The following is a 26,989-nucleotide window of genomic DNA, read 5'->3' as shown; positions in this document are numbered from 1 at the left end:
AAAGACCGCGCCCGTGACCGCCCGCGCCCCTCTGTCCCAGCCCAAGCCGACCGTCGCGGTCGCCGGCCATTTCGGCGAATGGCTGCAAGGGCGGCTTGGCCCGCAGGGCCCCGTGGCACTGGTCACGGTGGCCTGTCCGGCGCTGCGGGTGCGGGCGGGCGGCACGCCACCACCCCTGCCGCCCGAGACGCTCGCGCGGTTTTGCCGCGCCCTCGACCTGCCCAGCGACCGCCTGCCGGGCCTCGCGATGGACATGCCGCCGGGCGGCGGTGCCGGGGCCAGCACCGCGGCGCTTGTGGCCATCGCGCGGCTGATGGGTTTTGCCGGGACAACCGAGGCGCTGGTCGCCGCCTGCATCGGCGCCGAGGGCGCCTCGGACCCGCTGATGCTGCCCCGCCCCGACGCGGTGCTCTGGGCCTCGCGCACGGGACGCATCGTGCGGGATCTCGCCCCGCCGCCGCGCTGCGTGGTGGTCGGCGGCTTCTGGGGGCCGCCGCTGCGCACCGATCCGGCCGACGACGCCTTTCCCGACATCGCGGACCTTGCCGGCGACTGGGCGCGGACGACCGAGGCACGCGACCTATCCCGCGCCGCTGCCCTCGCCAGCGAGAGTGCAACCCGCTGCACCGCCCTGCGCGGACCCGGCGACCCGATGGCGGAACTCGCGCGCGAACTCGGCGCGCTGGGCCATCTGCGCGCCCACACCGGATCGGCGCGCGGCCTGATCTTTGCCCCCGACGAGAAGCATGGACGCGCCAAGGGCGCGCTGGTCAGGGCCGGGCTGACAGGCGTGATCGCCTTTGCCACGGGGGGCACATGAGCTTTGCCGCGATGATGCTGGCGGGCGTGCTGATCGACGCCGCCATCGGCTGGCCCGACCGGATTCATGCCCGGATCGGCCACCCCGTGACGTGGCTGGGCGCGCTGATCACCGCGCTGGAGGCCCGCCTGAACGATGGTCCGCGCGCCACCCGCCTGCGCAACGGAGCGCTGACGACCGCCCTCGTCGTGCTGGCCGCGGCGCTGCCCGCGTGGCTTCTGCAAATGCTGCTGCCCGCGGGCTGGGCCGGGATCCTGCTGGGCGGCATCCTCGCCTGGCCGCTGATTGCCGTCCGCTCGATGCATGACCATGTCGCTGCCGTCGCCCGCCCGCTGCTGGCCGGCGACCTGATGGAGGCCCGCCGCGCCGTGTCGATGATCGTCGGCCGGGATCCGCAGCGGCTGGACCGCGCGGGCGTGGCGCGCGCCGCCCTGGAAAGCCTGGCCGAGAACACCTCGGACGGGATCGTGGCGCCGGTCTTCTGGGGCGTTCTGCTGGGCCTGCCCGGCATCGCTGCCTACAAGGCGATCAATACGCTCGATTCGATGATCGGACACCGGAACGAGCGGTTCGAGGCCTTCGGCAAGGTCTCGGCCCGGCTCGACGACGTGGTGAACTGGCCGCCTGCCCGCCTGACCGGCCTGCTGTTCGCGCTGTCCGCCCCGGCCCGCATGACAAAGGCGCTGCGTGTGATGGCAAGCGACGCGCACCGCCACCGCTCGCCCAACGCGGGCTGGCCCGAGGGTGCGATGGCCGGGGCGCTGGGGGTGCGCCTGTCCGGACCGCGCATCTATGGCCAGACCATCGCGGATGAGCCCTATCTCAACGCCACCGCCCCCGACCCGCAGCCGCGCGACCTGCAACGCGGCCTGTCGCTTTACAGCCGTGCCATGGCGCTGATGGCGCTTGCACTGGCGGCGCTGGCCCTGCTCTAAGGCCGCCATGATCGAGACACGCGACCACGGCGGCAATCTGGACGCGGCGATCGCCCGATGGGGCGGCGCGCGAGCGGACTGGCTGGACCTTTCGACCGGCATCAACCCGGTGCCCTACCCGGTTCCGCCGATCCCGCCCCATGCCTGGGCCGCCCTGCCGACGCGCGCCGAGACCCTCGCGCTGGAACAGGCCGCCCGCACCGCCTATGGCACCCCGGCCGAATGCGTTGCGCTGGCCGGCGCACAGGCCGCGATCCAGCTGGTACCGCGCCTGGCCCCGCCCGGCCTCGCCCGCATCCTCGGCCCCACCTACAACGAGCACGCCGCAAGCCTTGTCGCGCAGGGCTGGCGGGTCGAGACCGTGCCGGCGCTTGCCGCGCTGGCGGGCGCCGACCTCGCCGTGGTGGTGAACCCCAACAATCCCGACGGCCAGCGCCACGCGCCCGGGACGCTGGCGGCGCTGGCCGACAGGGTCGGCCTGCTGGTGGTCGACGAGAGCTTTGCCGATCCGGAACCCGCGCTCAGCCTCGCCACGCGCCTGCCTCTGGAAAAGGTCCTGATCCTGCGCAGCTTCGGCAAGTTCTACGGCCTCGCGGGCGTGCGGCTGGGCTTTGCGCTGGGATCACCCGACCGGACCGCGCGGCTGCGCGCGCTCTCCGGCCCATGGTCCGCCAGCGGCCCGGCCATTGCCCTCGGTACCGCCGCGCTGTCCGACACTGCCTGGCGACACGAGACCACCGCCAGGCTGACCGCCGACGCCGACCGCCTCGACGCGCTGGCGGCCGGGGCCGGCTGGCGCCTGGTCGGCGGCACGCCGCTGTTCCGCAGCTACGCCACGCCCGACGCCACAGCGGCGCAGGACAACCTCGCGTCGCACCGCATCTGGAGCCGCATCTTCCCATACTCGGCGGACTGGATCCGCCTTGGCCTGCCCCCGCCCGAGGGCTGGCCCCGGCTGGCGGAGGCGCTGTCATGCAGATGACCGAGACCCACCGTGCGGCACTGCACGACCTGCTGCGCTGGCGGCGCGACGTACGCCATTTCCGCCCCGATCCGCTACCCGAAGCCATGGTCGAGACGCTGCAAGCGGCGATGGAGATGGCCCCCTCGGTCGGCAACGCGCGCCCATGGCGGGTGATCCGGGTGACGGACGACACCCTGCGCGCGGGCGTCCGCGCAAGCTTTGCCGCCTGCAACGCGCAGGCCGCCGAGGGATACGAGGGCGAGGCCAGACAGGCCTACCTCGCGCTGAAACTCGCCGGGCTGGATGCCGCGCCGCTGCAACTGGCCGTCTTCACCGAGACCGCCCCGGAACAGGGCCGCGGCCTGGGCCGCCGCACCATGCCCGAGACGCTGGAGCAAAGCACCGCCATGGCGATCCACGCGCTCTGGCTGACGGCGCGGGCGCATGACGTGGGGTTGGGCATGGTCTCGATCCTCGATCCCGCAGAGATCAGCCGCCTGTTCGACGCGCCCGAGACATGGCGCTTCAGCGCCTATCTCTGCCTTGGCCGCGCGGAATTCGACGACGACACACCGCTCCTGCACCGCAGCGGCTGGCAGGAAAACCGCGAGACGGACTGGCAGACCCGCTAGATCACCCCGCCAGCGCCAGCAGGCCGCCCACGTCCAGATGCGCCTCGAGATGATCGGCCAGCGCATCCAGCGCCGCCTCGACGCCCGCGTCGTAACCCAGACCCGAGGGCGCGGCCCCCAGCGCCGACAGCCATGCCGCCCGGAACCCGTCATCCGCGAACATTCCGTGCAGGTAGCTGCCCGCGACGCGGCCATCCGCAGACACGGCGCCCTCGGGCTGACCCGCCACAAAGGCAAAGGGCCGCGCCCGGTCCGGCCCCTCGGTCACGCCGATATGGATCTCGTAGCCACGGAAATCCGCCCCACTTGCGGCATGTTGCGCCGAGACCTGCGTCAACCGCTTGTCGCCGGTCATCACCGTGTCCACGTCCAGCATGCCCAGACCCGGTGTCTCGCCCGCCGGCCCCTCGATCCCCTCGGGGTCGCGCACCATCCGCCCCAACATCTGGAACCCGCCGCAGATGCCCAGCACGTGCCCACCGCGCCGGTGATGCGCGGCGATGTCCACGTCCCAGCCCTGCGCACGCAAAAACGCCAGATCGCCCCGCGTCGATTTCGACCCGGGGATCACCACCACGTCGGCATTGCCCGGCACTGCCTGCCCCGGCGCCAGCATGGTCAGCCGCACGCCCGGTTCCTGCGCCAGCGGGTCCATGTCGTCGAAATTGGCGATCCGGCTCAGGCGCAGGCAGACCACGTGGCAGCCGCCCGTCTGCGGGCCGGATCGAATGTCCAGAGCATCCTCGGCGGGCAGGCGCCAGGCTTCGGGAAACCACGGAGCAACGCCATAGCCGCGCCAGCCGGTGCGCGCCTCGATCAGCGCATAACCGCCATCGAACAACGAAGGATCGCCGCGGAACTTGTTGATCAGAAACCCTTTCACACGGGCAGCATCACCCGCGTCCATCACCGCCTGCGTGCCCACGATCTGCGCGATCACGCCGCCACGGTCGATATCGCCGACCAACACGACCGGAACGCCCGCCGCCTCGGCGAAGCCCATGTTGGCGATGTCGCCGCGGCGCAGGTTGACCTCGGCCGGAGAACCCGCGCCCTCGACGATCACCATGTCATGCGCCGCCTTGAGCCGCCCGAAACTCTCCAGCACCGCGCCCATCAGGGTGGGTTTCAGGCGGAAGTAATCGCGCGCCTTCGCGGTGGTCAGGCGCCTGCCCTGCACGATGACCTGGCTGCCCACGTCGGTTTCGGGTTTCAGCAACACGGGGTTCATGTCGGTGTGCGGCACCAATCCGCAGGCCCGCGCCTGCAGCGCCTGCGCCCGCCCGATCTCGCCGCCGTCCGAGGTCACGGCGGCATTGTTCGACATGTTCTGCGGCTTGAACGGCGCGACCGACAGACCGCGCAGCCGCGCCGCCCGGCACAGCCCCGCCACCAGCATCGACTTTCCCACGTTCGAGCCCGTGCCCTGCAACATCAACGCGCGCGTCATGTGATCTCCAGCACCACGATCTCGGGCGGACGGCCGAACCGCAGCGGCAGCCCGGAATAGCCCAGCCCCCCCGAGACAATCATCTGTTTCGCGCCCTCGCGGAAATGCCCGTAGGCATAGCGCGCGCCATAGCGCGACGGCACGATCAGCGGCCGGCCGAAGGGCAGGATCTGCCCGCCATGGGTATGCCCGCAGACCGTCAGCCCGACGCTGTCGGGCAGGTCCGGGAAAATGTCCGGCTCGTGCGCCATCAGAAAGGTGAAGCGTCCGGGCGGGCAGGTCCGCAGCGTCGCGTCCAGATCGTTGGCGCCGCCCGCCCACCGCCGCCAGAACGTCTTGTAGGCCTGCTGCGATTCCAGGCCGGCGAGCGTGCAGGCGCCACGCGAAGTCTCGACCACGCGCGCCGTGTTGCACAGCATGGTGAGTCCCGCCTCGGCAAAGGCGGTGTGCCAGCGTGTCGGTTCGCCCGCCGCCTTGGCGCGCGGATCGTCGCGCCAGTCGTGGTTGCCGAAGACGCCGAAGACCCCCAGCGGTGCACGCAGGCCGCCCAGCGCCCTCGCCACAGGCTCGGGCGCCAGACTGCGCCCGCCCCAGACATGGCCCGCGTAGTCGCCCAGCAACAGGACGAGGTCAGCCCCCAGCGCGTTGGTCTGCGCCACCAGCGCCTCGATTTTCGGCACCCGCATATAGGGGGCGCAAGCATGCAGATCGGCGAACAACGCGACGCGCATGGCGGGTGCACCGGGCGCCTCGATCCTGTATCGGGTGATCTTCGCGCTCATCCCTGCTCCGGCAGGAAGGCCTCGACCGCCGCCTGGGCAATCACGGTGACATCGCCGCTGTCGGGGTTGGTGACGTTCAGCCCGCCAAAGACGGCCCGCACCTCGGCCCGCCCGCGCGGCAGGCGTGCCGCCAGCGCGGCGCAATCGACCTTGTCCGGCTCCTGCACCGCGACCGTCACCTGCACCCGCATCGCGTCGTGCGACAGCCCCAGCGCCGGAAACAGCGGGATCGAGGAATGCCGTAGCGCGTCCTCGATCGCCCGCGCGCAGGCCTTGGTATAGTCCTGCCCGTGCAGGTCGTTGCCCATGCCCATCTCGATGATGAAACGCTTCTCGGTCATTACACGCCCTCCAGCGCGACCGAGATCGCGACATTGGCCATCACGGTCGGGTTGCCGTCGCCATCCGGGCGCGGCACGTCCAGCCCGCCGCGCGTGACATTCACCGTCACCTGGCCATAGGGGAACACCGCCGCGACCGCCTCGGCATCGACGCGGCCGGGATGCTGCACGCCCACGTCGACGGTGATGTGCATCTGCTCCTTCGTCTTGCTGAAGAGTTCCGCGAGGTTGATCGAATTGTGCCAAAGCGCATCGCGCACGCCCCGCACCGCCGCCTCGGTGTAGTCCTGCCGCCGCAGCGACGTGCCCATGCCGATTTCCGTCAGAAGCCGTTTCATCGGAGTCCCTTCGATGCCCTGCGCCCGGTTTACGAAAGTGCCTGCCTTGGTGCCAGAGGCAAAGCCGCGCGGGCGTCCGACCTCGGGTGGGCGTTGCCACGGTCGAACAGAACACTTTATGGATGCCAGGAACTGCGGCCTTGCCGCGTCTTGAAACGCTGCCAACGCGCCCTCCTAGGGAGAGGCCGGGCGCCCGCGCGGCGGGGCTGACGCCCCTTGTTCCGCGCGGAGTCAGGTGCCGATAGCAGCCGCCCTCAGAACTCCACGCCCTGCTGCGCCTTCACCCCGTCGCGGAACGGATGCTTGACCAGCGTCATCTCGGTCACCAGGTCGGCGGCCTCGATCAACTCGGGCTTGGCGTTGCGCCCGGTGAGGCAGACATGGGTCATGCGCGGCTTTTGATGCAGCAGGAAATCCACCACCTCGTCGATGTCGAGATAATCATAGCGAAGCGCGATGTTGATCTCGTCCAACAGAACGAAGCGGATCTCGGGGTCGAGGATCTGCGCCTTGGCGATCTCCCAGCCGTTCTTCGCCGCCGCGATGTCGCGCTCGCGGTCCTGCGTTTCCCAGGTGAAGCCCTCGCCCGAGACGAAGAAGCGGCATTCCTCGGCGAAGCTCTCGCGCAGGAAGGTCTTTTCGCCCGTGTCCCAGTTGCCCTTGATGAACTGCACCACGGCGCAGGGCATGCCCCAGGCGATGCAGCGCATGATCATGCCGAACCCCGACGAGGACTTGCCCTTGCCGGCGCCGGTATGGACCATGATCAGGCCCTTTTCCTCGGTCTTTGTTTCCATCATCCGGTCGCGCGCGGCCTTGATCTTGCGCATCTTCTCAGCGTGGGCCTTGTTGAGGTCTTCGGTCGCATCCTGGCTCATCGGTGTCTCCTGCGCTTGACAGTCCATCGAAATCGGGCGCATCTGGCATGGCGCCGGTGCCCGTGTAAACGGGTGAAAAGGGAATGCCGAGGGTTGTCCATCTGGCCGGGCGCCCGAACGCAGCCGCCCCCGCGACCGTGACCGGAGAGGTCCGCCCGAACCACTGGCACGTGCCGGGAAGGGGGCGGCCCGAGGGCCAAAGGCCCGCATCCGCAAGCCGGGAGACCTGCCGCGCGCAAACCCGCCCTCGACCGCTGCGACGCGGGCCGGGGGACGATCCAGAGACGAACCGGACGGGGTGTTCCGGTGTCGGATGCCCGCGCAGCCCCCGCGCGTTCTCCGGCCCATGTGCCCCGCCAGACAGGACAGGACCGATGGACGCGACCGAACTTCTGGTCTGCATCAAGTGCCGCAAGGGGCAGGACATCCCGGCCGACGACCGCCGCCCCGGCCGGGCGCTGTATGATGCGCTGGCTGCCTGCGCCCTGCCCGAGGGCGTGACCCTGCGCGCGGTGGACTGCCTGCAGAACTGCGATCACGGCTGTTCCGTGGCGCTGCGCGGCGGCAACCGCTGGACCTACGTGTTCGGGAATGTCGACGAAGCGTCGCAGGCGGACATGCTGATCGAAGGCGCGGCACTGTATCACGCGACCCAGGACGGCCTCATCCCGTGGCGGGCGCGCCCCGAGCATTTCAAACGCAACTGCGTCGCGCGCATCCCGCCGCTGACCTTCTCAGACCCGGAGACGACCCCATGACCGATCTCGCGAAACTCCCCGTCACCGTCATCACCGGCTTTCTCGGCTCGGGCAAGACGACGCTGATCACGCACCTGATGAAGAATCCCGGCGGCAAGCGGTTGGCCGTTGTGGTCAACGAATTCGGCGACGTCGGCGTGGATGGCGACATCCTCAAGGGCTGCGCGATCCCGGAATGCCCGGCGGAAAACATCGTCGAACTCGCCAATGGCTGCATCTGCTGCACCGTGGCCGACGATTTCATCCCGACGATCGAGGCGCTGATGGCGCTGAACCCGCGCCCCGACCACATCCTGATCGAGACCTCCGGCCTCGCCCTGCCGAAACCGCTGCTTAAGGCCTTCGACTGGCCGGCGATCCGGTCGAAGATCACGGTGGACGGCGTGATCGCGCTGGCCGATGCCGAGGCGGTGGCGGCGGGACGTTTCGCGCCCGACGTGGCCCGGGTCGACGCCCAGCGCCTTGCGGACGAGAGCATCGACCACGAAACACCCCTGTCCGAGGTGTTCGAGGACCAGATCAGCTGCGCCGACATCATCCTGCTGACCAAGCCCGACCTCGCCGGTCCCGAGGGCGTGGCCAAGGCCCGCGCGATCATCGCCGCCGAGGCGCCCCGCCCGCTGCCTGTGATCGAAGTGGCCGAGGGCGTGGTCGATGCGCGCGTGATCCTCGGGCTCGAGGCCGCGGCCGAGGACGACATGGACGCGCGCCCCAGCCATCACGATGCGCATGACGACCACGAGCATGACGATTTCGACTCGGTCGTGATCGACATTCCCGAACTCGAAAGCCCCGCACAGCTGGTTGCGGCCATCGAGCGGCTGGCGACCGAGATGAACATCCTGCGGGTCAAGGGCTGGGCCGTGGTCCGGGGCAAGCCGATGCGGCTGCTGGTTCAGGCGGTGGGCGCACGGGTGCGCCACCAGTATGACCGCCCGTGGAAGGCCGGCGAGGACCGGCAGGGGCGCCTCGTGGTGATCGCCGAGCATGACCACATTCGGCCCGACGCGATCCGCGCCATCCTCGGCGCGCTGGAACCGGCGGAGTGACCGCGGCGGGGTGATCCCCCGCCGGACGCCAGGACGCGCCCATGCATGTGATCTTCCGCGAAAGCCACGGGCTCGAAGAGACCGAGACCCCGACAGACCTGGGACAGGACCCGGCGGACTTGGTCGTCCTGTCCTTTTCCGACAGCGACCTCGGCGCCTTTGCCGAGGGCTGGCGGCGGGGCGGCACAGACATGCCCTCCTTGCGTTTGGCGAACCTGGCTGCGCTGAAACACCCGCTGTCGGTGGATATCTATGTGGAACGCACGCTTGCAGGCGCGAAGGGCATCCTGATCCGGCTGATCGGCGGCGTGCCCTACTGGGCCTACGGGTTGCAACAGGTGCAGGCTCTGGCACAGTCGCAGGGCATCGCACTGGCGGTTCTTCCCGCCGACGGGCGCGAGGATGCGCGGCTGGATGCCTGTTCGACCCTGCCGGTCTCGACGCTGCGGCGGCTGTCCGCGTTGTGCGACGCAGGCGGCGCGGTGGCGGCGCAGGCGGCGTTGGCGCAGCTGGCACTGGCGGCAGGGCTGTATGCCGGGCCGGTGCGCGGCGCCAAGGGCCTGCCGATGGTCGGGGCCTGGGCGCCGGACGAGGGCGTGACCTGTGCGGCGGTGGCGCTGATGCGGGCGGAGGATGGGGGGCCTTGCCCCCCGGCCCTGCGGGCCTCCCCCCAGAGTTTTTCGGGCAAGATGAAACCCAGGGTCTTGCTGGTGTTCTACCGGTCTTACCTGGTGGCAGCCGACCTTGGGCCGATCGAGGCGCTGTATCGGGCTTTCGCGGCTGCGGGCTATGACGTTCAGGCGCTCTTTGCGCCCTCGCTCAAGGCGCCCGAGGCGGCGGGTTGGCTGCAACGGCAGGTGACGGCGTTCGGCCCCGACGCCGTGGTGAACGCGACGGCCTTTTCGGGACGCATGGGATCGGCGGGATCGGCGCTGGATGCAGGCGGTGTGCCGGTGTTCCAGGTGGCTTTGGCGACCGCGACGCGCGAGGCCTGGGAGGGCGCGGCGCGCGGGCTGTCTCCGGCGGATCTTGCGATGCATGTGGTCCTGCCCGAGGTGGACGGGCGGCTGTCGGGCGGCGTGGTATCCTTCAAGCAGCCAGGCGCGCGGGACGAGGCGCTGCAATTCGCGCGCTACGCCCATGTGGCCGAGGATGAGCGCGTCGCGGCGGTGGTGGCGCGGGTCGACGCCTGGCGGCGGCTGGGGGCGATGGCGGCGGCCAAGAGGCGCGTCGCGCTGGTCCTGTCGACCTATCCGGGCAAGGACTGGCAGGCGGGCCACGCGGTGGGGCTGGATGCGCCCGCCTCGGCGCGGGCGATCCTGCGTGACCTGCGCGGGGCCGGGTATGACGTGGCCGAGATGCCCGAGCCGCTGGAAGGCGCGCTGCTGGCGCGGTCGCTGCACTGGCCTCTGAAGGCGTATCGTGCCGCGCTGGACACCCTGCCGCAGGCACTGCGCGACGACCTGTCAGCCGCTTGGGGAGCGCCGGAGGACGACCCGGACGTGGTCGAGGGTGCCTTCCGCTTTGCCGCGATCCGGTTGGGCAACGCGACACTGGCGCTACAGCCCGAGCGCGGCTTTCGCGAGGGGCGCGAGGATGCCTATCACGATCTCGCCCGCGTGCCGCGCCATGCCTATGTCGCCTTCTACCTCTGGCTGCGGAGACAGGCCGACGCGCTGATCCATGTGGGCGCGCATGGCACGCTGGAATGGCTGCCGGGCAAGTCGGTGGCGCTGTCGCCCGGCTGCTGGCCCGAGGCGCTGGTGGGCGCCCTGCCGGTACTCTACCCGTTCATCGTGAACGATCCCGGCGAGGCGGCGCAGGCCAAGCGGCGGATCGGCGCGGTGACGCTGGGCCATGTGCCCCCACCGCTGCGGCAGACCAGCACGCCGGACCGGCTGGCGCGGCTGGAGGCGCTGTTGGACGAGTTTTCCAACGCCGACGGGCTGGACCCGGCCCGCCGCGACCGCCTTCAGGGCGACATCCGCGCCGAGGCGCAGGCGCTGGGAGTGGAGGACGACCTAGGCCTCGACCGCGCGACCAGCACCGCCGAGGCGATCACCCGGATCGACCGCTTTGTCTGCGACGTCAAGGAAAGCCAGTTCGGCGAGGGGCTGCACGTCTGGGGCCGCGCCGGCGGCGATGATCCGCTGGCCCGCGCGAGCGCCGAGGCAGAGCGGCAGTCGATCCTCGACGCGCTGGACGGGCGGCGGATCGAGCCGGGGCCAAGCGGGTCGCCCTATCGTGGGCGCAAGGACGTGCTGCCCACAGGACGCAACCTCTACACTACCGACCCTCGCAGCGTGCCGACACGCGCCGCCCATGCGCAGGGCGTTCGCCTCGCAGAGGAACTGGTGCGCCGCCACCTTCAGGACGAGGGCGACTGGCCGCGCGGGCTGATCGTCGATCTCTGGGGTTCGGCCACGATGCGCACGGCGGGCGAAGATTTCGCCATGGCGCTGCACCTGATGGGGGGCAGGCCGGTCTGGGACAAGGGCAGCGAGCGGGTGTCAGGCGTGGAAATCCTGCCCATCGCCGAACTAGACCGGCCGAGGATCGACGTAACGCTGCGGGTCTCGGGCCTGTTCCGCGATGTCTTTCCAACGCTCTCGGCGCTGCACCAGCAGGCGGTGCGGGCGCTGGCGGCGCGCGACGAGGCGCCCGACTGGAACCCCTATTCCGGACGGGACGACCTGGCGCGCGTCTATGGCCCGGCGCCGGGCAGTTTCGGTCTGAACATGGGCGGCGCGGCAGAGGATTACACCGCCGAGGGACGGCAAGCGGCGGGCGAGGCCTGGCTTGCCGCGTCGAGTTTCGCGCTGGATGGCGATGCCGCGACGCATGACCCGCAGGGCATCCGGGCGCGGGTGCGCGAAACGGACCTCTTCGTGCATGCGCAGGACCTGCCGGAAACCGACCTGCTGCTGGCCGCCGACTACGCCGCGCACGAGGCCGGGTTCGCCGCGGCGCAGGCCGTCACCGGGGGGCAAGCGCGGCTCTATCACCTCGACAACACGAACCCTGCGCAGCCGAGGGCGCGGGCGCTGGCCGAGGAAATCGCCCGCGTCGTCATGGCCCGCGCCGCCAACCCGCGCTGGGTCGAAGGCATGCGCGCGCACGGGTTCCGCGGCGCGGCCGAGATCGCGGCGACGCTGGATCACATGGGATCTTTCGCGCATCTCGCCGGCGCGGTGGCGCCGCATCTGTTCGACCTCTATCACGAGGCGACGCTGGGCGATCCCGAAACCGAGGCCTTTCTGCGCGACGCCAACCCGCAGGCCCATGCTGCGATGCTGGACCGGTTCCGCGCGCTGATGGAGGCCGGGCTGTGGCAGACCCGGCGCAATTCGATCCTGGCGGGGCTGGAGGCGGGGGAATGAGCATGGAGCCGCTCGTGAAAGGCCCCGGGTGCACAGCACCCGAAATCAAAGGCTGGTGCCCGGGCGCGCATCGCCCGATGGAATCGGGCGACGGGCTGGTTGTGCGGGTGCGGCCTTTCCGGGGGGAATTGTCCGCCGCGCAGGTCCTGGCACTTTGCGGCCTTGCGCGGCGCTATGGCAGCGGCACGCTGGACCTGACCTCGCGCGCCAACCTGCAAATCCGGGGCGTGACGGCCGAGGATCACCCGGTGCTGCTGGAGGCGCTCGGCGCCCTGGAGCTGATCGATGCCGACCCGGGCGTCGAGGGGCATCGCAACATCCTGGTCGCATCGGACTGGCGGCCGGGCGACCTGACGGACCGCCTGTATGGCGCGCTGCTGCCCACCCTGCCCGCGCTGCCCGACCTGCCGGAAAAGATGGGCTTTGCGCTGGATACCGGGGCGGCGGCCTGCCTGCGCGAGGGGTCCGCCGATTTCCGGTTCGAACTGGACACGGAAGGTGGGCTGATCCTGCGCGCCGACGGGGCCGACGCAGGCCGTGCGGTGACGGAAGGCACGGCAATACAGGCCCTGCACGAGATGGCGGAGTGGTTCATCGACACCGGCGGGCGCGAGGCGGGTCGCATGGCGCGGCACCTGCGCAAGGCGTCCCTGCCCGACGCATGGCAGCAGGCCGCGCCGCGCGCCACAGCGCCCGCGACACTCCCTGGCGGCGCGATCCTCGGCGCGGCCTTCGGCGCGATCGACGCGGATGCGCTGGAGGCGCTGATGCGCCAGACCGGCGCGACGGCCCTGCGCCCGATGATCGGGCGGCTGTTCCGGCTGCGGGGCGGGGTGGAGCCGCGCGCGGCGGATGTCTTCGTGCAGGACGCTGGCGACCCCCGCCTGTCCACGCATGCCTGCCCCGGCGCGCCTTTCTGCCCGCAGGCCACGGTGGAAACGCGCGCGCTCGCCACCCGCCTTGCCGCGATCCTGCCCGGCCCGCTGCATGTCTCGGGCTGCGCCAAGGGCTGTGCCCACCCGCGCCTTGCCCGCGTCACCCTGACCGGGCGCGACGGGCGCTTCGACCTTGTGAAGAACGGCGCCCCGTGGGACACGCCCAGCCGGACGGGCCTTTCGCCCGAGGCGCTCATCGATCTGAAAGACCCCTGATGCCCTACGAATATGAAAAGGACGGCACGGCGATCTATGCCGAGAGCTTTGCGACGATCAGGGCCGAGGCCGACCTAAGCCGCTTCGACGCCGACGAGGAACCCATCGCCGTGCGGATGATCCATGCCGCCGGGATGGTGGGGCTGGAAAAGCATGTCCACATGTCGCCGGGCTTTGCTCGGGCCGCCCGCGCGGCGCTGGAAGGCGGCGCGCCGATCCTCTGCGATGCCTACATGGTCTCCGAGGGCGTCACCCGCCCGCGCCTGCCCGCGCAGAACGAGGTCATCTGCACCCTGCGCGACAGCCGCGTGCCGGACATGGCGCGCGACATGGGCAACACCCGGTCCGCCGCCGCGCTGGAACTGTGGCGACCGCACCTCGCGGGTGCGCTGGTGGCCATCGGCAACGCGCCCACCGCGCTGTTCCACCTGCTCAACATGCTCGAAGACCCGGCCTGCCCGCGCCCCGCCGCGATCATCGGCTGCCCGGTGGGCTTCGTCGGCGCCGCCGAGTCGAAAGAGGCGCTGTGGCAGGACCAGCCGGTGCCCAGCCTGATCGTCGAGGGGCGGCTGGGCGGATCGGCCATCACCGTTGCCGCCATCAACGCCATCGCGAGTCGCAAGGAATGAACCAAGGCACGATCCATGGCCTTGGCCTCGGCCCCGGCGACCCGGACTTGATGACCGTCCGCGCCGAGCGCCTGCTGCGCTCCGCGCGCCACGTCGCCTATTTCCGCAAGGCCGGCAAGCCGGGACAGGCGCGGCGCATCGTGGACGGGCTGTTGCGGTCGGACGTGGTGGAATTCCCCATGGAATACCCCGTCACGACCGAGATCCCGCTATCCGATCCGCGCTACAACGCGATCCTTTCGGCCTTCTACGAAGATTGCTGCGACCACCTGCGCGCGCTGTCCGCCGCAGGCGAGGACGTGGTGGTGCTGTGCGAGGGCGACCCGTTCTTCTACGGCTCGTTCATGCACCTGTACACGCGGCTCAAGGACGAGATCCCGGTGCAGGTCACGCCCGCGATCACCGGCATGTCGGCCGCCTGGACCGCCACCGGAGCGCCCATCACATGGGGCGACGACGTGCTGTCGGTGCTGATGGGAACCCTGCCCGAGGACGTGCTGGCCGATCACATGGCCCGCGCCGACGCCATCGTGGTGATGAAGATCGGCCGCAACATCGACAAGATCCGCCGCGCGCTGAAGACGGCAGGCAGATATGACGCCGCATGGCTGGTGGAATATGCCGCGATGCGCGGCCAGACGGTGCAACCGCTGAGCCAGGCCGAGGACAAGGTGACACCCTATTTCTCCATCGTGGTCGTGCACGGACAGGGGCGCAGGCCATGACCGGCTGGGTCCGCATCGCCGGGCTGGGGCCTGGCGCCGAGGCGCTGGTCACCCCTGAAGTGACCGCCGCCGTGCAGCAGGCGACCGATATCGTCGGCTATATTCCCTATGTCGCCCGGGTCGAACCCCGGCCCGGCTTGACCCTGCATGCCTCGGACAACCGCGTGGAACTCGACCGGTCACGCCACGCTCTGGAAATGGCCGCAGAGGGAAGGCGCGTGGTGGTGGTGTCCTCGGGCGATCCCGGCGTCTTTGCCATGGCCTCGGCGGTGTTCGAAGCGATGGAGGCCGGGCCACAGGCATGGCGCGATCTGGACGTGACCGTGCTGCCCGGCATCACCGCGATGCTGGCGGCCAGCGCCCGCGCGGGCGCGCCGCTTGGCCATGATTTCTGCGCCATCAACCTCAGCGACAACCTGAAACCCTTCGCCCTGATCGCGAAGCGCCTGCGTCTCGCGGCAGAGGCGGATTTCGCCATGGCCTTCTACAACCCGCGTTCGAAATCCCGCCCCGAGGGCTTTGCCCGCACGCTGGAGATCCTGAACGACGCCTGCCGCGACGCGCGACCGGTGATCTTCGCCCGCGCCGTCAGCACGCCCGAGGAAGAGATCCGCATCGTCCCCCTGCCCGAGGCGATGCCCGAGATGGCCGACATGCGGACGATGGTCATCGTTGGTTCCAGCACCACCCGGATCATCGACCGCCCACGCGGCCCCATCGTCTACACGCCGAGGTCTGCCCTCGCATGAGCCAGCCAGTCCGTCACCTGTTCCACCGAATGCGCCTCTGCCCGGCTGGGCAAGGCGGGCCGGTCGATCATGATGACCGGCAGGCGCATCAGGCGCGCCGCCTCGATCTTGGCATGGGCGCCGCTGCCGCCCGCGTTCTTCGACACCACGATCTGCGCGCCGAATTCGCGCATCAGGGCGAGGTCGCCTACCAGTGTGAACGGCCCCCGGTCGACCACCACCCGTGCCTTCGGGAAGGGCAGGTCGCCCTTCGGCGGATCGACGAGGCGCAACAGGTAGTCATGCTGCGGGTTGGGCGCAAACGCGTCCAGGTGCATCCGCCCCACCGCCAGCATGACGCGGCAAGCGGGCCGGTCCAGTGCCGCGACCGCCCCCGCAATGTCGGGCACCCGCTGCCAGTCGTCGCCTGCGACCGGTTCCCAGGCCGCGCGGGTCAGCGCGACCAGCGGCACCCCCGTCAGCCTTGCCGCCTCGACCGCATTCGCGCTCATCTGGGCAGCAAAGGGGTGCGTCGCATCCACCAGGTGCGTTATGCCTTCGGCGCGCAGATAGGCCGCCAGCCCCTCGACCCCGCCGAACCCGCCCACGCGCTGCGGAAGGGGCTGGCGAACGGGCCGGTCGACGCGCCCGGCAAAGGAGATCGTGCCGCGCAGGCCCGCCTCGGCCAGCCTGCGGCACAGCGCCGTGGCCTCTGTCGTGCCGCCCAGCACCAGCAGGTTCACCATGTCTGAGCTCCTTTCATCCGAGCCGTGGCTGACCATCGTGGGTCTCGGCGAAGATGGCCCGGATGGCCTGCCGCCCGCAAGCCGCGCCGCGCTGGACGCCGCCGAAATCGTGATCGGCCCGCCCAGGCACCTCAGCCTTCTGGACCTGGGGTCGCGCGCGGTGGCTTGGCCTGCGCCCTTTGCCGACGGCATCCCGCTGCTGCTGTCGCATCGCGGCAGGCCCACGGTCATGCTCGCCTCGGGCGATCCGTTCTGGTTTGGCGCGGGATCGGTCGTGACCCGCCAGCTGGAGCCCGGAGAATGGCGCGCCCTGCCCGGCCCATCCTGTTTCGCGCTGGCCTGCGCGCGGCTTGGCTGGCCGCTGGAGGCCGTGACCTGCCTTGCCCAACATGCCGCGCCGCTGGCCCGGCTGCGGCCCCACTTGGCCCCCGGTTTGCGGGTCGTCGCAACCCTGCGCGACGGCGATGCCGTGCTCGCGCTGGCCGATTACCTGTGCAGCGAAGGGTTCGGCGCGACCCACATCACCGTGCTGGAATCCCTCGGCGGCCCGCGCGAATCCCTCACCCGTTTCACCTCTGACGCGGCCCCGGACCGCGCCTTTGCCCACCCGCTGGTGGTCGCGCTGGAGCCGATGGGCCCCGCCCTGCCGCTGGCCACCGGCCGCCCGGATGCCTGGTTCGAAAATGACGGCCAGATCACGAAACGCCCGGTGCGCGCCCTGACCCTGTCCGCCCTGGCACCGAAACCGGGCGAGCACCTCTGGGATATCGGCGGCGGATCTGGCTCGATCGTGATCGAATGGCTGCTGGCGCATCCCGCGACGGCCGCGACCTGCATCGAACGGGACGCGACGCGCGCCGCCCGCATCCGCGAAAATGCGGCCCGGCTGGGACAGGACCGGCTGCACGTGGTCGAGGGCGCTGCCCCCGCGGCACTGGACGGGTTGCCACCCCCCGACGCGGTCTTCATCGGCGGTGGTCTCAGCCGCTCCCTGCTGGACCGGGTGCAGGCGCTGGCCCCCGCCGCGCGGATCGTCGCCAATGCCGTCACGCTCGAATCCGAGGCGCTGCTGATCGAGGCTCATGCGCGCCTTGGTGGCGACCTGCTGCGCGTCGAGCTGTCGGAACCCGCGCCCATTGGCCCGCGCCGGGGCTGGCGCGCCAGCTATCCCATCCTCCAATGGAGCCTTGTCCCATGATCGTCGCGGGCTTCGGTTTCCGCCGCGAGGCGACGCTGGCCAGCCTGCGCGACGCGCTGGCCAAGGCCGGCCGCGCACAGGCCATCGCCACCGTGACCGAAAAGGCCGTGACAGAGGTGTTTCGCGCCTTCGCGGAAGAAACCAACCTTCCGGTGACACAGGTCTCTCCCGACAAGCTGCCTGAAAAAGAAACCGCAACCCATTCGCATCATTCCGAAAATCGATACCGGACAGGATCGGTGGCCGAGGCCGTCGCGCTGGCCGCCGCCGGGCCGGGCGCGCGCCTGATCGCGCCGCGCGTGGTCTCGTCGGACCGCATGGCCACCTGCGCGCTGGCCGAAACAAACTCCAGGGGGGACATGTCATGACCGTTCATTTCATCGGCGCCGGACCGGGGGCCGCCGACCTGCTGACCCTGCGCGGGCGCGACCTGATCGCTGCCTGCCCTGTCTGCCTCTATGCCGGATCGCTGGTGCCGCAGGCGGTTCTGGCGCACTGTCCCGAGGGGGCCAAGATCGTCAACACCGCGTCGATGGACCTCGACCAGATCATCGCCGCGATCCAGCGGGCGCACGAGGCGGGCAAGGACGTGGCGCGGCTGCATTCGGGCGACCTGTCGGTCTGGTCCGCGATGGGCGAGCAGATGCGCCGCCTGCGGGCGCTGAAGATCCCGGTCAGCGTCACGCCCGGCGTGCCCAGTTTCGCCGCGGCCGCCGCCGCGCTTGGGGCGGAACTGACCCTGCCGGGACTGGCGCAATCGGTGGTGCTGACCCGCACCCCGGGCCGGGCCAGCAGCATGCCCGAGGGTGAGACCCTGACCGCCTTCGCCGCCACGGGCGCGACACTGGCGATCCACCTGTCGATCCAGAACCTACCTCGCGTCGTGGCCGACCTGACGCCCGCCTATGGCGCCGACTGCCCCGTCGCCATCGTCTTCCGCGCCAGCTGGCCGGATGAAAAGATCATCCGGGGCACGCTGGCCGACATCGCGTCGCGAGTGCCCGAGGACGTCACCCGCACCGCGCTGATCCTCGTGGGCCGCGCACTGGCAGGCGAAGGTTTCGATGAAAGCTGCCTCTATTCAACGGATTACGACCGCCGCTATCGCCCGCAAAGCGCCGAAAGCCCCTGGGCGGGCTGGCAGGAGGATACCGGGAATGGGTGAGTACCTTCATGCGCGTATCGCAGCCGGGCAGCCCGCGACCGCGGGTGGGGGTGAAGCCCCCGCCCGGGGGGGCGGTCGGGGGCTGCCCGGCGTGCCGCCGGGCGGGGCGCTTGACCGGAGCGAGCGCATCCTGAAAGGACCGGTTGCATGAACGGTCTCCTCGTCTCCGCCCCCGCTTCGGGCACCGGCAAGACCACGGTCATGCTGGGCCTGCTGCGCGCGCTGGCCGAGGACGGGCTGGCGGTGCAGCCGTTCAAGTCCGGGCCGGATTACATCGACCCGGCCTTTCACCGCGCAGCCTGCGGGCGGGCCTCGTTCAACCTCGACACCTGGGCGATGGGGCCCGGGCTGCTGGATGCCATCGCCGCCCAGGCGGCGGGCGCGGATCTGTGTGTCGCCGAGGGCTCGATGGGGCTGTATGACGGGGTGGCCACGCGCGGGCAGTCGGGCTTTGGGTCCAGCGCAGAGACCGCCTTGCGCATGGGCTGGCCGGTGGTTCTGGTGGTCGATGTGGGCGGACAGGCGCAGTCGGCGGCAGCGACCGCGCTAGGGTTCAAGACCTACAACCCCGGCCTGCCCTTTGCCGGCGTGATCCTGAACCGGGTCGCCTCGCCACGGCATGAACGTCTGACCCGGCTGGGGATGGACCAGGCGGGACTGACCGTGCTGGGCGCGCTGCCAAGGCGCGGCGACCTTGCCCTGCCGGAACGCCACCTGGGCTTGATCCAGGCGGTCGAGCATCCCGACCTCGACGCCGCCATCGCCGGTTACGCGGCTTTCCTGCGCGAGAACGTGGACCTTGACGCGATCAGGAAAGCCGCGACGGGTCATGCCCTGCCGGCGCCCGGCACGCTGCCCCGACCGCCCGCGCAACGCATCGCGCTGGCGCAGGATGCCGCGTTTTCCTTCACCTATCCGCACCTGCTGGAGGGCTGGCGAGCGGCGGGAGCAGAAATCCTGCCCTTCTCGCCACTGGCGGATGAGGCGCCCGACGCGCAGGCCGATCTTGTGTGGCTGCCAGGCGGCTATCCGGAACTGCACGCGGGCAGGCTGGCGGCGGCAGAGACCTTTCGCGCCGGCCTGCGCCGACACGCCGAGACAAAGCCGGTGCATGGCGAATGCGGCGGCTACATGGCGCTTGGCGCGGCACTGATCGACAAGGAGGGCGTCTCGCACCGGATGACCGGGCTGCTGGGGCTGGTCACGTCCTATGAGAAGCGCAAGTTCCACCTCGGATATCGCCGCGCGGTGCTGGAGACGCCCGCGCTGGGGTTCGCGGCGAAGCAGGCGCTGCGCGGGCACGAGTTCCATTACTCGACCATCCTCGATCAGCCGGACGAGCCGCTGGCCATCGTGGCGGATGCCGACGGCAACCCGGTCCCCGAGACGGGCTCGCGCCGCGGGCCTGTCACCGGCACCTTCTTTCACCTCATCAGCGCGGAGACGACATGAGCGGTTTCGTCAGTTTCGTGGGTTCCGGCCCGGGCGACCCCGAGCTTCTGACGCTGAAGGCGGTGGACCGGCTGAAGCGCGCCGACGCGGTGCTGTTCGACGACCTGTCCTCGGGTCCGATCCTGGCCCATGCGCGGCCGGGTGCGGACCTGGTGGGCGTGGGCAAGCGGGCGGGCCGGCCCTCGCCCCGGCAGGACCACGTGAGCCGGTTGCTGGTGGAATACGCGCAGGGCGGCGGGCGGATCGTGCGGCTGAAATCGGGCGATTCGGGGCTGTTCGGGCGGCTGGAGGAAGAGCTGGTGGCGCTGCGCGCGGCGGGCATCCCCTACGAGATCGTGCCGGGCGTGCCCTCGGCCGTGGCGGCGGCGGCGGCGGCGGGGATTCCGTTGACCCGCAGGCTGACCGCGCGGCGGGTGCAGTTCGTCACCGGCCATGACATCAGCGGGCAGTTGCCCGAGGACATGAACCTGGCGGCGCTTGCCGATCCCACGGCCTCGACCGTGGTCTTCATGGGCAAGCGGACCTTTCCCAAGCTGCTGGCGCTGCTGGTGGCGCATGGGTTGCCGCAGGACACGCCCGCGATCCTCGCCGAGGGCGTCAGCACGCCGGAACAGGAGATCGTGCGGAGCACGGTGGCGGGCCTGGCCGAGCGGCTGGCCGAGGCGGTGGGCGACAAGCCCGCGCTGATCCTCTACGGGCCGCTGGCCGAAGCCTGAGCCGCGCATCGGCGGGCCGCGGCGCGGCGATCAGGCGGTCACATGGCAGCGCTTTATCCCGGCCATGTCGGACGAGGGTCGAGCCGCGCACTGGCGGCAGACAATCGCCGGGCCGAGGGGGCGGCCCGGCGTTACGCGGCGGGGCTTGCGCCCCTCGATTCCGCGCAGGGGGGCCTTGCCAACCGGTTTCGGAACAGGACAGCCTTCCTGACCCAATGTTTCGCACGCGAAACATTGGGTCAGAGTTTCTTACAATTAATTCAATGATTTATAAGTAGAAATTACACCAACGGGCGGTCGGGCAACGCCCGGGAAACCATCGCCCAACCCCGCGACATAAAATGGCAAATCCGGCCCCTGATGCGTCGCTTTTGTTCTTGTGCGCGCGCAGCACCGCATGAGATAGTTTACACATACGGTGTCGCCCCAGGGTGACTGAAAAGGGAACCGGGTGAAAGGCCCGGACTGCCCCCGCAACTGTAAGCGGAGAGCGCCGCGGACGATCCACTGGCCCGCTCGGGCTGGGAAGGACCAAGGCGCCGCGACCCGCGAGTCAGGAGACCTGCCGTATCAACGCAATCGCGCCGCCGGAGGGGCGGCAAGGACAGAAAGGGACAGACATGCATATCGAACCGGGCGTCGTCGATGCCGCCAAGATGGGCTTCGCGGTCGCAACCGCCACTGGTGCCGCGGCCTGGACGGCGAAACTGGCGCTGACCGAGCTGAAGCGCTCGAACCCCGCCTCGCTGGCCGCGCGCGCTGCGATCGCAACGGTGGGCACCTTCGTCTGCTTCGAGCTGTTGCCGCACTTCGTGGCCGGCGTCTCCGAGGTGCATTTCATCCTGGGCACCACGCTGTTCCTGATCCTCGGGGCGGCGCCTGCCGCGATCGGCCTCGCGCTGGGCCTGCTGCTGCAGGGGATGCTGTTCGCGCCGACCGACCTGCCGATGTTCGCGGTCAACGTGACCACGCTGCTGGTGCCGCTGTTTGCGATGTCGGCGCTGGGTGCGCGGATCACGCAGGGCCGCGCCTATGTCGACCTCGGCTATGCCGACGTGGCCAAGCTGTCGGCGCTCTACCAGGGCGGTGTCGTCTCCTGGGTTGCCTTCTGGGTGTTCTACGGCCAGGGCGTCGGCGCAGAAACGATGGCGCAGGTGATGACCTTCGCCGGTGCCTATGCGGTGGTCCTGCTGGTCGAGCCGGTGGCCGACCTCGCCGTGCTGGCAGCCGCCAAGGCACGCCGCGCGCGGGCCGGTCTGGTTTCCGACCGCCTCTACGCCGCCTGATCGAACCCTTTCCCGAGGCCCGGGCGCCCGCGCGGCGCCCGGGCCTTGTCATGTCCGGGAGGGACGATGACCCGCGATCTCTGGCTGATCGGCATCGGCACGGGCAGCCCCGCCCACGTCACGCTGGAAGGCATGGCGGCGCTGCACGACGCGGCGGTCGTGCTGCTGCCGCTGAAGGGCGAGGATAAGGAGGCGCTGGCCGACCTGCGCCGCGCCATCCTCGACGCCAGCGGAACGAAGGCGACGGTGATCCCCTTCGACTACCCGGTGCGGGACGAGTCCCTGCCCTATGCCACCCGCGTGGACGCCTGGCATGACGAGATCGCCCGGCGCTGGCAGGCGGCGATGGACGGCGCGCCCGAAGGGCCGGTCGCGCTGCTCGTCTGGGGCGATCCCTCGCTCTACGACAGCACGCTGCGGATCGCCGGGCGGCTGTTGCCCGCGCCGCGCATCCGGGTCGTGCCGGGGATCACGTCGATCCAGGCGCTGACGGCGGCACATGCGATCCCACTGAACACCGTGAACGGGCCGGTGACGGTCACCACCGGGCGGCGTCTGCGCGATCATGGCTGGCCCGAGGGGGCCGAGACGCTGGTGGTGATGCTGGACGGGGAATGCTCTTTCCGCGCGCTGGCACCAGATGGCGTCACGATCTGGTGGGGCGCCTACCTGGGCAGTCCCGACCAGATCCTTGACCATGGCCCGCTGGCCGAGGCCGGACCGCGGATCGAGGCCACGCGGGCCGAGGCCCGCGCCCGGCATGGCTGGATCATGGACACCTACCTGCTGCGGCGCGGTTGACGGGCGACGCGCGGGATGCGACGGGGGGCCAAGGCCCTCAAGAACAAGGTGCGATGTGCTGCTTTTCACCATCTGGCCGCTGTTTGCGCTGATCTGCCTGGGCTACGCGCTGGCAAGGGCGGGCTTTCCCGATCCGGGCTTCTGGCCGGCGGCCGAGCGGATCAACTACTTCATCCTGTTCCCGGCATTGCTGGTGGCCTCGCTGGTCTCGGCCCCGGTGCGCGACCCGGCGATCCTGAAACTTGGCGGCGCTGCGGTGGCGACGATTCTGCTGGCCGCGGCGGCTCTGGCGCTCTGGCGCTTTGTCGTGCCTTCCCCGGCGGCGCGATTCGGACCGACCGTGCAGGGGGTCATCCGGTTCAACACCTATCTCGGCCTCGCCATCACCGGCAGCCTCGCCGGCCCCGAGGGACTGGGCCTGGCGGCGGTGCTGCTGGCGGTGGCGGTGCCGCTGGTCAACGTGATGTCCATCATCGCCCTGACCGAGGCGGGCAGCGCCGGGCGGGGCCGCGCATTGGTCCGCGCCATCCTGCGCAATCCGCTGATCCTCGCGTGCATCGTCGGGCTGGGGCTGGCGCTGACGGGGATCGGCCTGCCTTTTGGCGCGGATCGGCTGCTGGGGCTGCTGGCGCAGGCGAGCCTGCCGCTGGGCCTGCTTTGCGTCGGCGCGGCGCTGCGGCCCGACGCGGCGCGGCAGGACCTGCCGGCGCTGGCGGGGATCGGCGCGATGCGGCTGCTGGCGATGCCGGCGCTGGCGGCCCTGGTGGGCGCCGGGTTCGGCCTTGCCGGGACAGAGGCGCTGGTGCTGGTGATCTTTGCCGCCATTCCTACCGCCCCCACCGCCTATGTGCTGACGCGGCAACTGGGCGGCGACGGCACGCTGATGGCGGGGCTGGTCACGGCGCAGACGCTGGCGGCGGTGGCGACGATCCCCGCCATGCTGGCGGCGCTCGGGTTGCGCTGACCGCGCGGCACGACTTTCGCAAAGGCCGGACCCGGCGTCAGAAGATGAAATCGTCCGCGCCGAGATCGGCGGTCTGGATCCCCAGCAACGTGATCGACAGGCCCGGCGCCGAAATCACCGCATCCGCCCCGACCTGGACAAGGTGATCGCTGACCAGGTCCGCAAAGGAGACGATCTCTGCGACACCGGAAAGGTCGATCCTTTCGGCTGCAGAGAGAACGTCGAAATCGGCAATCGTGTCCATCCCCGCCGCGCCCACGAAAACGAACGTGTCGAACCCGCCGCCGCCGGACAGACTGTCGTCTCCCACTCCGCCATTGAGGGTGTCGTTGCCGGCGCCGCCAGAGATGGTGTCATTGCCGGCGAACCCGTTCAGCGTGTTGGCCAAGGCGTTGCCGGTGATCGCGTTGTCGCCGCTATTGCCCTGACCCCGTCCCGCCGCGCCGGTCAGGATCAGCGACTCGAGCAGGGATCCAAGTGTCCAGTCGACCGACGAGATCACGGTGTCATGCCCTGTCGGTGTCTCGACGATGATGTCGGCAGAGCTTTCGACGACATAGGTGTCGTCGCCTTCGCCCCCGGACAACGTGTCGTTGCCCAAACCTCCGTCGAGGCGATCGTTGCCCAATCCGCCTTCGAGCCGGTCGTTGCCTGCGCCGCCGAACAGCCGGTCATTGCCGGCGAATCCGCGCAGGGTGTTGTCCAGGGCATTTCCGGTGAGGATGTTGGCGGCGGAGTTGCCCTGCCCGATGGTCGCGGTCCCGGTCAGCGTGAGTTTCTCGAGGGTCGGCGACAGTGTCCAGTTCACCGACGCGACGACCTTGTCCACGCCATTTCCGTTCGCCTCGATGATGATGTCCGTGTCGCTGTCGACATAGTAGGTGTCGTTGCCCGCTCCGCCTTCGAGCGTGTCTCCGCCCGCCCCGCCGCGCAACGCGTTCGCGCCATCGTCGCCCGTGAGGCGGTCGTTGAACCGCGACCCGATCAGGTTCTCGATCGAGACCAGCGTGTCGCGGCCCACGCCCGTCGCCTGCTCGCCGGCGATGGCGAGGCTGACAGTCACCGCCCGCCCTGCCGAGGCGTAGGACGCGGTGTCCATGCCGGCCATGCCATCCAGCCGGTTGGACCCGCCATTCCCGGTCAGGACGTTGCCCAGCGCGTTGCCGGTGCCGTTGATATTGGCGCCTCCGGCGAGGACGAGATTCTCGACGTTCCGCGGCAGCGTGTAGGTGAAGGAGGCGATCACGGTGTCACGACCCTCGCCGACCCGCTCGACCACGATGTCGTTCCGATGCAGGGCATAGGTATCGTCGCCCTTGCCGCCCATGAGCGTGTCGAAGAGCAGCGGGTTGGCGATGCGGTAGACATCGCTGAACCCGCCATTGGCGTCGGTCGTCGACAGGTTGCTGGCCGAGGTCGCGAACACGATCCAGTCGCCGCCCGACGAGATCGACGGCGCGCCCGAGACCGCCTGGTTCGCCTCTGCCCCCGGCGCGCGCGAGACGATCCGGATCGCGCCGGTCTCGAGATCCTTGACGAAGAGATCGGGATAGCCGTTGCTGTCGACCGGCACGAGATCGCTGGCAAAGCTGCGGAAGACCACGAAGCGCCCGTCATCCGACACCGCGGCATCCTGCGACGAGCCCTGCGCCTGGCCACCATCGGCGCGCACCGACACCCGGGTGAAGCTGCCGGTGACGATGTCGTAGGCATAGACATCGCGCGCATTGTTCGTGTCGTCGGCCACCAGCGCCTTGTCCGAGGTAAAGACGACGCGGCCGCCATTCGCGGCGGCAACGTCCGCCTCGTAGGAACTGGATACGCCGCCCCTGCCGGCGGTGATGTTCGTGAGCCCCCCGGTCGTCCTGTCCCAGAGATAGATGTCGAAATGCCCAAAGCCGGTTTCCGACGCGGTCAGGTCCGTCGCGTCGCTGGCGAAGACGACGAAACGGCCATCGGCCGAGACCGCTGGATCGACGCTGACCCCGTTCGAATCCGCACCGCCAGTGGTCGAGATCCGCGTCGTCTGGCCGGTGGCCATGTCCTTGAGAAAGATGTCCTCGCGGGTGAATTCGGCACCGGGCGCGAGGTTCGAAGACCGGCTTTCGAACACGACGAACCGCCCGTCGGCGGAAATGTCGGGGTTGTCGCTGGGCCCGTCCGCATAGACCCCGCCCGACGAAGCGGACGCCACGAGGACCGCGTTCGACGCCGTGTCGGCGACGAAGATCGTGCTGCTCGGCGCACCGTCGAGGCGCAGGTCGGAACTGCTCAGGAAGACCAGCCACCGCCCGTCCGCCGAGATCACCGGCACGCCGGCGCCAGAGCGCCCGAACGTGCCATCGATCGCGACCTGTTCGTTGGTCACGGCGCCGGTGGTCATGGTCTTCACGAACACGTCCACGGCGCTGTTGGAGGCGCTGCCGAAATCCACCCATCCGCCGGCAAAGCCGACGAATATCCCGTCCGCCGAGATGGTCGGCAGAAAGGATGCGTTGGGCGACCCGACACCGCCAACCTGCGAAACATGCTCGGCGCGGACCGTCAGCGGGCCGTTTCCGACGATGTAATCGGCCTTGTCGCTGCCCCGCACCGTGTCGGCGCCACCCAGCCCGTCTATGTAGACCCCCCTCGCGCTTGCCGAGACATCGTAGTCAAGGCCAAAGGCATCGCCGATGACGCCGGTTGTCATGTCGCCGAGGATCGCGGCGCTTGCATCCGCAAAGACAAGGTTGGACAGCGAGAACCGCGACAGGTCCATCCCGGTCAGCGTGACCGTCTTGCCGCCCAGCGCCAGAACCGTTCCCGCCGCTGTCTGGGACAGCCGCAGCGACGCCGCGGTCAGCGCCGGATTGTCGATGCGCAGGACGTCTGCCGTGTCTTCGAAGCCCAGAACCTGGCCATCCACCAGCGTGGAAAACCGAATGAGCGCCATGCTCGTCATCCCGAAAGGCCTGTCGCGACATGCGGCTGCCGAATCGAAGTATCTGCCTGTCCACGACCTCTGTAAATGCCGCAACGAAGGCGGAGCGCACACCTCGAAACGGTCCGCGACGCGTCCCGGCAGGACGTTTGGCGAGGGTGGATGCGGAAGGGAACGG

Annotated in this window: 26 protein-coding genes and 2 riboswitches; of the genes, 19 read left to right on the top strand and 7 right to left on the bottom strand. The window is 70.1% G+C overall.

From position 1 onward, the window contains the following. Nucleotides 1–13 precede the first annotated feature (13 nt). The 4 genes from KB874_RS07610 to bluB are packed head-to-tail and all read left to right on the top strand — an operon-like array spanning nucleotide 14 to nucleotide 3,351. Nucleotides 14–820 carry a propanediol utilization protein gene (locus tag KB874_RS07610; protein ID WP_212535975.1) on the top strand — a complete coding sequence of 269 codons (807 nt, stop codon included), beginning with the start codon at nucleotides 14–16 and terminating at the stop codon, nucleotides 818–820. Continuing rightward, nucleotides 817–1,755 carry an adenosylcobinamide-phosphate synthase CbiB gene (gene cbiB, locus KB874_RS07605; RefSeq protein WP_212535974.1) on the top strand — a complete coding sequence of 313 codons (939 nt, stop codon included), beginning with the start codon at nucleotides 817–819 and terminating at the stop codon, nucleotides 1,753–1,755. The genes KB874_RS07610 and cbiB overlap by 4 nt, the downstream gene beginning before the upstream one ends. 7 nt (nucleotides 1,756–1,762) lie before the next feature. Beyond that, nucleotides 1,763–2,737 carry a threonine-phosphate decarboxylase CobD gene (gene cobD, locus KB874_RS07600; protein ID WP_212535973.1) on the top strand — a complete coding sequence of 325 codons (975 nt, stop codon included), beginning with the start codon at nucleotides 1,763–1,765 and terminating at the stop codon, nucleotides 2,735–2,737. Beyond that, nucleotides 2,728–3,351 (top strand): 5,6-dimethylbenzimidazole synthase, encoded by a 624-nt coding sequence (gene bluB, locus KB874_RS07595; protein WP_212535972.1) that lies wholly within the window; start codon nucleotides 2,728–2,730, stop codon nucleotides 3,349–3,351. The genes cobD and bluB overlap by 10 nt, the downstream gene beginning before the upstream one ends. A gap of 1 nt (nucleotide 3,352) precedes the next feature. On the opposite strand, the gene KB874_RS07590 is transcribed toward bluB, so the two are convergent. From KB874_RS07590 to cobO, 5 genes are all read right to left on the bottom strand, one after another. After that, nucleotides 3,353–4,801 (bottom strand): cobyric acid synthase, encoded by a 1,449-nt coding sequence (locus KB874_RS07590; protein WP_212535971.1) that lies wholly within the window; start codon nucleotides 4,799–4,801, stop codon nucleotides 3,353–3,355. Continuing rightward, on the bottom strand, nucleotides 4,798–5,583 hold the full coding sequence (locus KB874_RS07585; protein WP_212535970.1) for a metallophosphoesterase: 786 nt from the start codon (nucleotides 5,581–5,583) through the stop codon (nucleotides 4,798–4,800). Before KB874_RS07585 ends, KB874_RS07590 begins: the two co-directional genes overlap by 4 nt. Beyond that, on the bottom strand, nucleotides 5,580–5,924 hold the full coding sequence (locus KB874_RS07580; protein ID WP_212535969.1) for a Lin0512 family protein: 345 nt from the start codon (nucleotides 5,922–5,924) through the stop codon (nucleotides 5,580–5,582). The genes KB874_RS07585 and KB874_RS07580 overlap by 4 nt, the downstream gene beginning before the upstream one ends. Next, entirely contained in the window at nucleotides 5,924–6,262 is a 339-nt protein-coding gene (locus tag KB874_RS07575; RefSeq protein WP_212535968.1) for a Lin0512 family protein, read from the bottom strand. The genes KB874_RS07580 and KB874_RS07575 overlap by 1 nt, the downstream gene beginning before the upstream one ends. A 254-nt stretch (nucleotides 6,263–6,516) precedes the next feature. Beyond that, complete coding sequence (gene cobO, locus KB874_RS07570) at nucleotides 6,517–7,140, bottom strand: cob(I)yrinic acid a,c-diamide adenosyltransferase (RefSeq protein WP_212535967.1); 624 nt, start codon at nucleotides 7,138–7,140, stop codon at nucleotides 6,517–6,519. A gap of 37 nt (nucleotides 7,141–7,177) precedes the next feature. Beyond that, nucleotides 7,178–7,389: riboswitch (cobalamin riboswitch) on the top strand. Nucleotides 7,390–7,514: 125 nt separating this feature from the next. Between cobO and KB874_RS07565 the strand changes: the two genes are divergently transcribed. The 7 genes from KB874_RS07565 to cobJ all read left to right on the top strand — a co-directional run bounded on the left by KB874_RS07565 (nucleotide 7,515) and on the right by cobJ (nucleotide 15,581). Next, nucleotides 7,515–7,898: a DUF1636 family protein gene (locus tag KB874_RS07565; RefSeq protein ID WP_212535966.1), complete on the top strand. Its 384-nt coding sequence runs from the start codon at nucleotides 7,515–7,517 to the stop codon at nucleotides 7,896–7,898. Beyond that, complete coding sequence (gene cobW / locus KB874_RS07560) at nucleotides 7,895–8,947, top strand: cobalamin biosynthesis protein CobW (protein ID WP_212535965.1); 1,053 nt, start codon at nucleotides 7,895–7,897, stop codon at nucleotides 8,945–8,947. Before KB874_RS07565 ends, cobW begins: the two co-directional genes overlap by 4 nt. A gap of 41 nt (nucleotides 8,948–8,988) precedes the next feature. Continuing rightward, on the top strand, nucleotides 8,989–12,327 hold the full coding sequence (gene cobN / locus KB874_RS07555) for a cobaltochelatase subunit CobN (RefSeq protein ID WP_212535964.1): 3,339 nt from the start codon (nucleotides 8,989–8,991) through the stop codon (nucleotides 12,325–12,327). A gap of 77 nt (nucleotides 12,328–12,404) precedes the next feature. After that, on the top strand, nucleotides 12,405–13,478 hold the full coding sequence (locus KB874_RS07550) for a cobalamin biosynthesis protein CobG (protein ID WP_212535963.1): 1,074 nt from the start codon (nucleotides 12,405–12,407) through the stop codon (nucleotides 13,476–13,478). After that, the gene (locus KB874_RS07545; RefSeq protein WP_212535962.1) at nucleotides 13,478–14,107 is read left to right on the top strand and encodes a precorrin-8X methylmutase; all 630 of its coding nucleotides are present in this window, start codon (nucleotides 13,478–13,480) and stop codon (nucleotides 14,105–14,107) included. Before KB874_RS07550 ends, KB874_RS07545 begins: the two co-directional genes overlap by 1 nt. Next, entirely contained in the window at nucleotides 14,104–14,832 is a 729-nt protein-coding gene (locus tag KB874_RS07540) for a precorrin-2 C(20)-methyltransferase (protein WP_212535961.1), read from the top strand. The genes KB874_RS07545 and KB874_RS07540 overlap by 4 nt, the downstream gene beginning before the upstream one ends. Beyond that, nucleotides 14,829–15,581: a precorrin-3B C(17)-methyltransferase gene (cobJ, locus tag KB874_RS07535; protein ID WP_212535960.1), complete on the top strand. Its 753-nt coding sequence runs from the start codon at nucleotides 14,829–14,831 to the stop codon at nucleotides 15,579–15,581. The genes KB874_RS07540 and cobJ overlap by 4 nt, the downstream gene beginning before the upstream one ends. Here cobJ and KB874_RS07530 read toward each other — a convergent pair. After that, nucleotides 15,554–16,306: a cobalt-precorrin-6A reductase gene (locus KB874_RS07530; RefSeq protein ID WP_212535959.1), complete on the bottom strand. Its 753-nt coding sequence runs from the start codon at nucleotides 16,304–16,306 to the stop codon at nucleotides 15,554–15,556. The two genes, cobJ and KB874_RS07530, sit on opposite strands and share 28 nt — an antisense overlap. Here KB874_RS07530 and cbiE point away from each other — a divergent pair. The 8 genes from cbiE to KB874_RS07490 all read left to right on the top strand — a co-directional run bounded on the left by cbiE (nucleotide 16,305) and on the right by KB874_RS07490 (nucleotide 23,888). Beyond that, complete coding sequence (gene cbiE, locus KB874_RS07525) at nucleotides 16,305–17,504, top strand: precorrin-6y C5,15-methyltransferase (decarboxylating) subunit CbiE (RefSeq protein ID WP_212535958.1); 1,200 nt, start codon at nucleotides 16,305–16,307, stop codon at nucleotides 17,502–17,504. The genes KB874_RS07530 and cbiE overlap by 2 nt on opposite strands. Next, nucleotides 17,501–17,872, top strand: a complete 372-nt coding sequence (locus KB874_RS07520) for a cobalamin biosynthesis protein (RefSeq protein WP_212535957.1) — start codon at nucleotides 17,501–17,503, stop codon at nucleotides 17,870–17,872. The genes cbiE and KB874_RS07520 overlap by 4 nt, the downstream gene beginning before the upstream one ends. Further along, nucleotides 17,869–18,669 carry a precorrin-4 C(11)-methyltransferase gene (gene cobM, locus KB874_RS07515; protein ID WP_212535956.1) on the top strand — a complete coding sequence of 267 codons (801 nt, stop codon included), beginning with the start codon at nucleotides 17,869–17,871 and terminating at the stop codon, nucleotides 18,667–18,669. Before KB874_RS07520 ends, cobM begins: the two co-directional genes overlap by 4 nt. A 147-nt stretch (nucleotides 18,670–18,816) precedes the next feature. Continuing rightward, nucleotides 18,817–20,121: a cobyrinic acid a,c-diamide synthase CobB gene (locus KB874_RS07510; RefSeq protein ID WP_212535955.1), complete on the top strand. Its 1,305-nt coding sequence runs from the start codon at nucleotides 18,817–18,819 to the stop codon at nucleotides 20,119–20,121. Next, on the top strand, nucleotides 20,118–20,837 hold the full coding sequence (cobA, locus tag KB874_RS07505) for a uroporphyrinogen-III C-methyltransferase (RefSeq protein WP_212535954.1): 720 nt from the start codon (nucleotides 20,118–20,120) through the stop codon (nucleotides 20,835–20,837). The genes KB874_RS07510 and cobA overlap by 4 nt, the downstream gene beginning before the upstream one ends. Nucleotides 20,838–21,236: 399 nt before the next feature. Further along, nucleotides 21,237–21,421: riboswitch (cobalamin riboswitch) on the top strand. Between the two features lie 36 nt (nucleotides 21,422–21,457). After that, a complete protein-coding gene (locus tag KB874_RS07500) occupies nucleotides 21,458–22,123 on the top strand; it encodes an energy-coupling factor ABC transporter permease (RefSeq protein WP_212535953.1) in 666 nt (221 codons plus the stop codon). Between the two features lie 66 nt (nucleotides 22,124–22,189). Then, nucleotides 22,190–22,924 (top strand): precorrin-6A synthase (deacetylating), encoded by a 735-nt coding sequence (gene cobF / locus KB874_RS07495; RefSeq protein ID WP_212535952.1) that lies wholly within the window; start codon nucleotides 22,190–22,192, stop codon nucleotides 22,922–22,924. Between the two features lie 55 nt (nucleotides 22,925–22,979). Continuing rightward, a complete protein-coding gene (locus KB874_RS07490; RefSeq protein WP_212535951.1) occupies nucleotides 22,980–23,888 on the top strand; it encodes an AEC family transporter in 909 nt (302 codons plus the stop codon). Nucleotides 23,889–23,925: 37 nt separating this feature from the next. Here the strand turns inward: KB874_RS07490 and KB874_RS07485 are convergent, their stop codons facing one another. Further along, on the bottom strand, nucleotides 23,926–26,823 hold the full coding sequence (locus tag KB874_RS07485) for a PD40 domain-containing protein (RefSeq protein WP_212535950.1): 2,898 nt from the start codon (nucleotides 26,821–26,823) through the stop codon (nucleotides 23,926–23,928). Nucleotides 26,824–26,989: the final 166 nt, after the last annotated feature.

The sequence above is a fragment of the Thetidibacter halocola genome (assembly GCF_018224955.1).
In the GTDB taxonomy this organism is placed as follows: Bacteria; Pseudomonadota; Alphaproteobacteria; order Rhodobacterales; family Rhodobacteraceae; genus Thetidibacter; species Thetidibacter halocola.
Note: the sequence above shows the minus strand (reverse complement) of the source record. Positions and strands in the feature narration are given on the sequence as shown.

Bases quoted from the DNA above. Each gene is read 5' to 3' on its own strand.
- KB874_RS07540 (WP_212535961.1), top strand. From the start codon at position 14,104: ATGAACCAAGGCACGATCCATGGCCTTGGCCTCGGCCCCGGCGACCCG.
- KB874_RS07485 (WP_212535950.1), bottom strand. From the start codon at position 26,823: ATGGCGCTCATTCGGTTTTCCACGCTGGTGGATGGCCAGGTTCTGGGC.
- cbiB (WP_212535974.1), top strand. From the start codon at position 817: ATGAGCTTTGCCGCGATGATGCTGGCGGGCGTGCTGATCGACGCCGCC.
- KB874_RS07520 (WP_212535957.1), top strand. From the start codon at position 17,501: ATGATCGTCGCGGGCTTCGGTTTCCGCCGCGAGGCGACGCTGGCCAGC.
- KB874_RS07585 (WP_212535970.1), bottom strand. From the start codon at position 5,583: ATGAGCGCGAAGATCACCCGATACAGGATCGAGGCGCCCGGTGCACCC.
- KB874_RS07545 (WP_212535962.1), top strand. From the start codon at position 13,478: ATGCCCTACGAATATGAAAAGGACGGCACGGCGATCTATGCCGAGAGC.
- KB874_RS07500 (WP_212535953.1), top strand. From the start codon at position 21,458: ATGCATATCGAACCGGGCGTCGTCGATGCCGCCAAGATGGGCTTCGCG.
- cobO (WP_212535967.1), bottom strand. From the start codon at position 7,140: ATGAGCCAGGATGCGACCGAAGACCTCAACAAGGCCCACGCTGAGAAG.
- KB874_RS07575 (WP_212535968.1), bottom strand. From the start codon at position 6,262: ATGAAACGGCTTCTGACGGAAATCGGCATGGGCACGTCGCTGCGGCGG.
- cobW (WP_212535965.1), top strand. From the start codon at position 7,895: ATGACCGATCTCGCGAAACTCCCCGTCACCGTCATCACCGGCTTTCTC.
- cobN (WP_212535964.1), top strand. From the start codon at position 8,989: ATGCATGTGATCTTCCGCGAAAGCCACGGGCTCGAAGAGACCGAGACC.
- cobJ (WP_212535960.1), top strand. From the start codon at position 14,829: ATGACCGGCTGGGTCCGCATCGCCGGGCTGGGGCCTGGCGCCGAGGCG.
- KB874_RS07510 (WP_212535955.1), top strand. From the start codon at position 18,817: ATGAACGGTCTCCTCGTCTCCGCCCCCGCTTCGGGCACCGGCAAGACC.
- bluB (WP_212535972.1), top strand. From the start codon at position 2,728: ATGCAGATGACCGAGACCCACCGTGCGGCACTGCACGACCTGCTGCGC.
- cobF (WP_212535952.1), top strand. From the start codon at position 22,190: ATGACCCGCGATCTCTGGCTGATCGGCATCGGCACGGGCAGCCCCGCC.
- KB874_RS07550 (WP_212535963.1), top strand. From the start codon at position 12,405: ATGGAATCGGGCGACGGGCTGGTTGTGCGGGTGCGGCCTTTCCGGGGG.
- KB874_RS07565 (WP_212535966.1), top strand. From the start codon at position 7,515: ATGGACGCGACCGAACTTCTGGTCTGCATCAAGTGCCGCAAGGGGCAG.
- cobD (WP_212535973.1), top strand. From the start codon at position 1,763: ATGATCGAGACACGCGACCACGGCGGCAATCTGGACGCGGCGATCGCC.
- KB874_RS07580 (WP_212535969.1), bottom strand. From the start codon at position 5,924: ATGACCGAGAAGCGTTTCATCATCGAGATGGGCATGGGCAACGACCTG.
- cbiE (WP_212535958.1), top strand. From the start codon at position 16,305: ATGTCTGAGCTCCTTTCATCCGAGCCGTGGCTGACCATCGTGGGTCTC.
- KB874_RS07590 (WP_212535971.1), bottom strand. From the start codon at position 4,801: ATGACGCGCGCGTTGATGTTGCAGGGCACGGGCTCGAACGTGGGAAAG.
- KB874_RS07530 (WP_212535959.1), bottom strand. From the start codon at position 16,306: ATGGTGAACCTGCTGGTGCTGGGCGGCACGACAGAGGCCACGGCGCTG.
- cobA (WP_212535954.1), top strand. From the start codon at position 20,118: ATGAGCGGTTTCGTCAGTTTCGTGGGTTCCGGCCCGGGCGACCCCGAG.
- cobM (WP_212535956.1), top strand. From the start codon at position 17,869: ATGACCGTTCATTTCATCGGCGCCGGACCGGGGGCCGCCGACCTGCTG.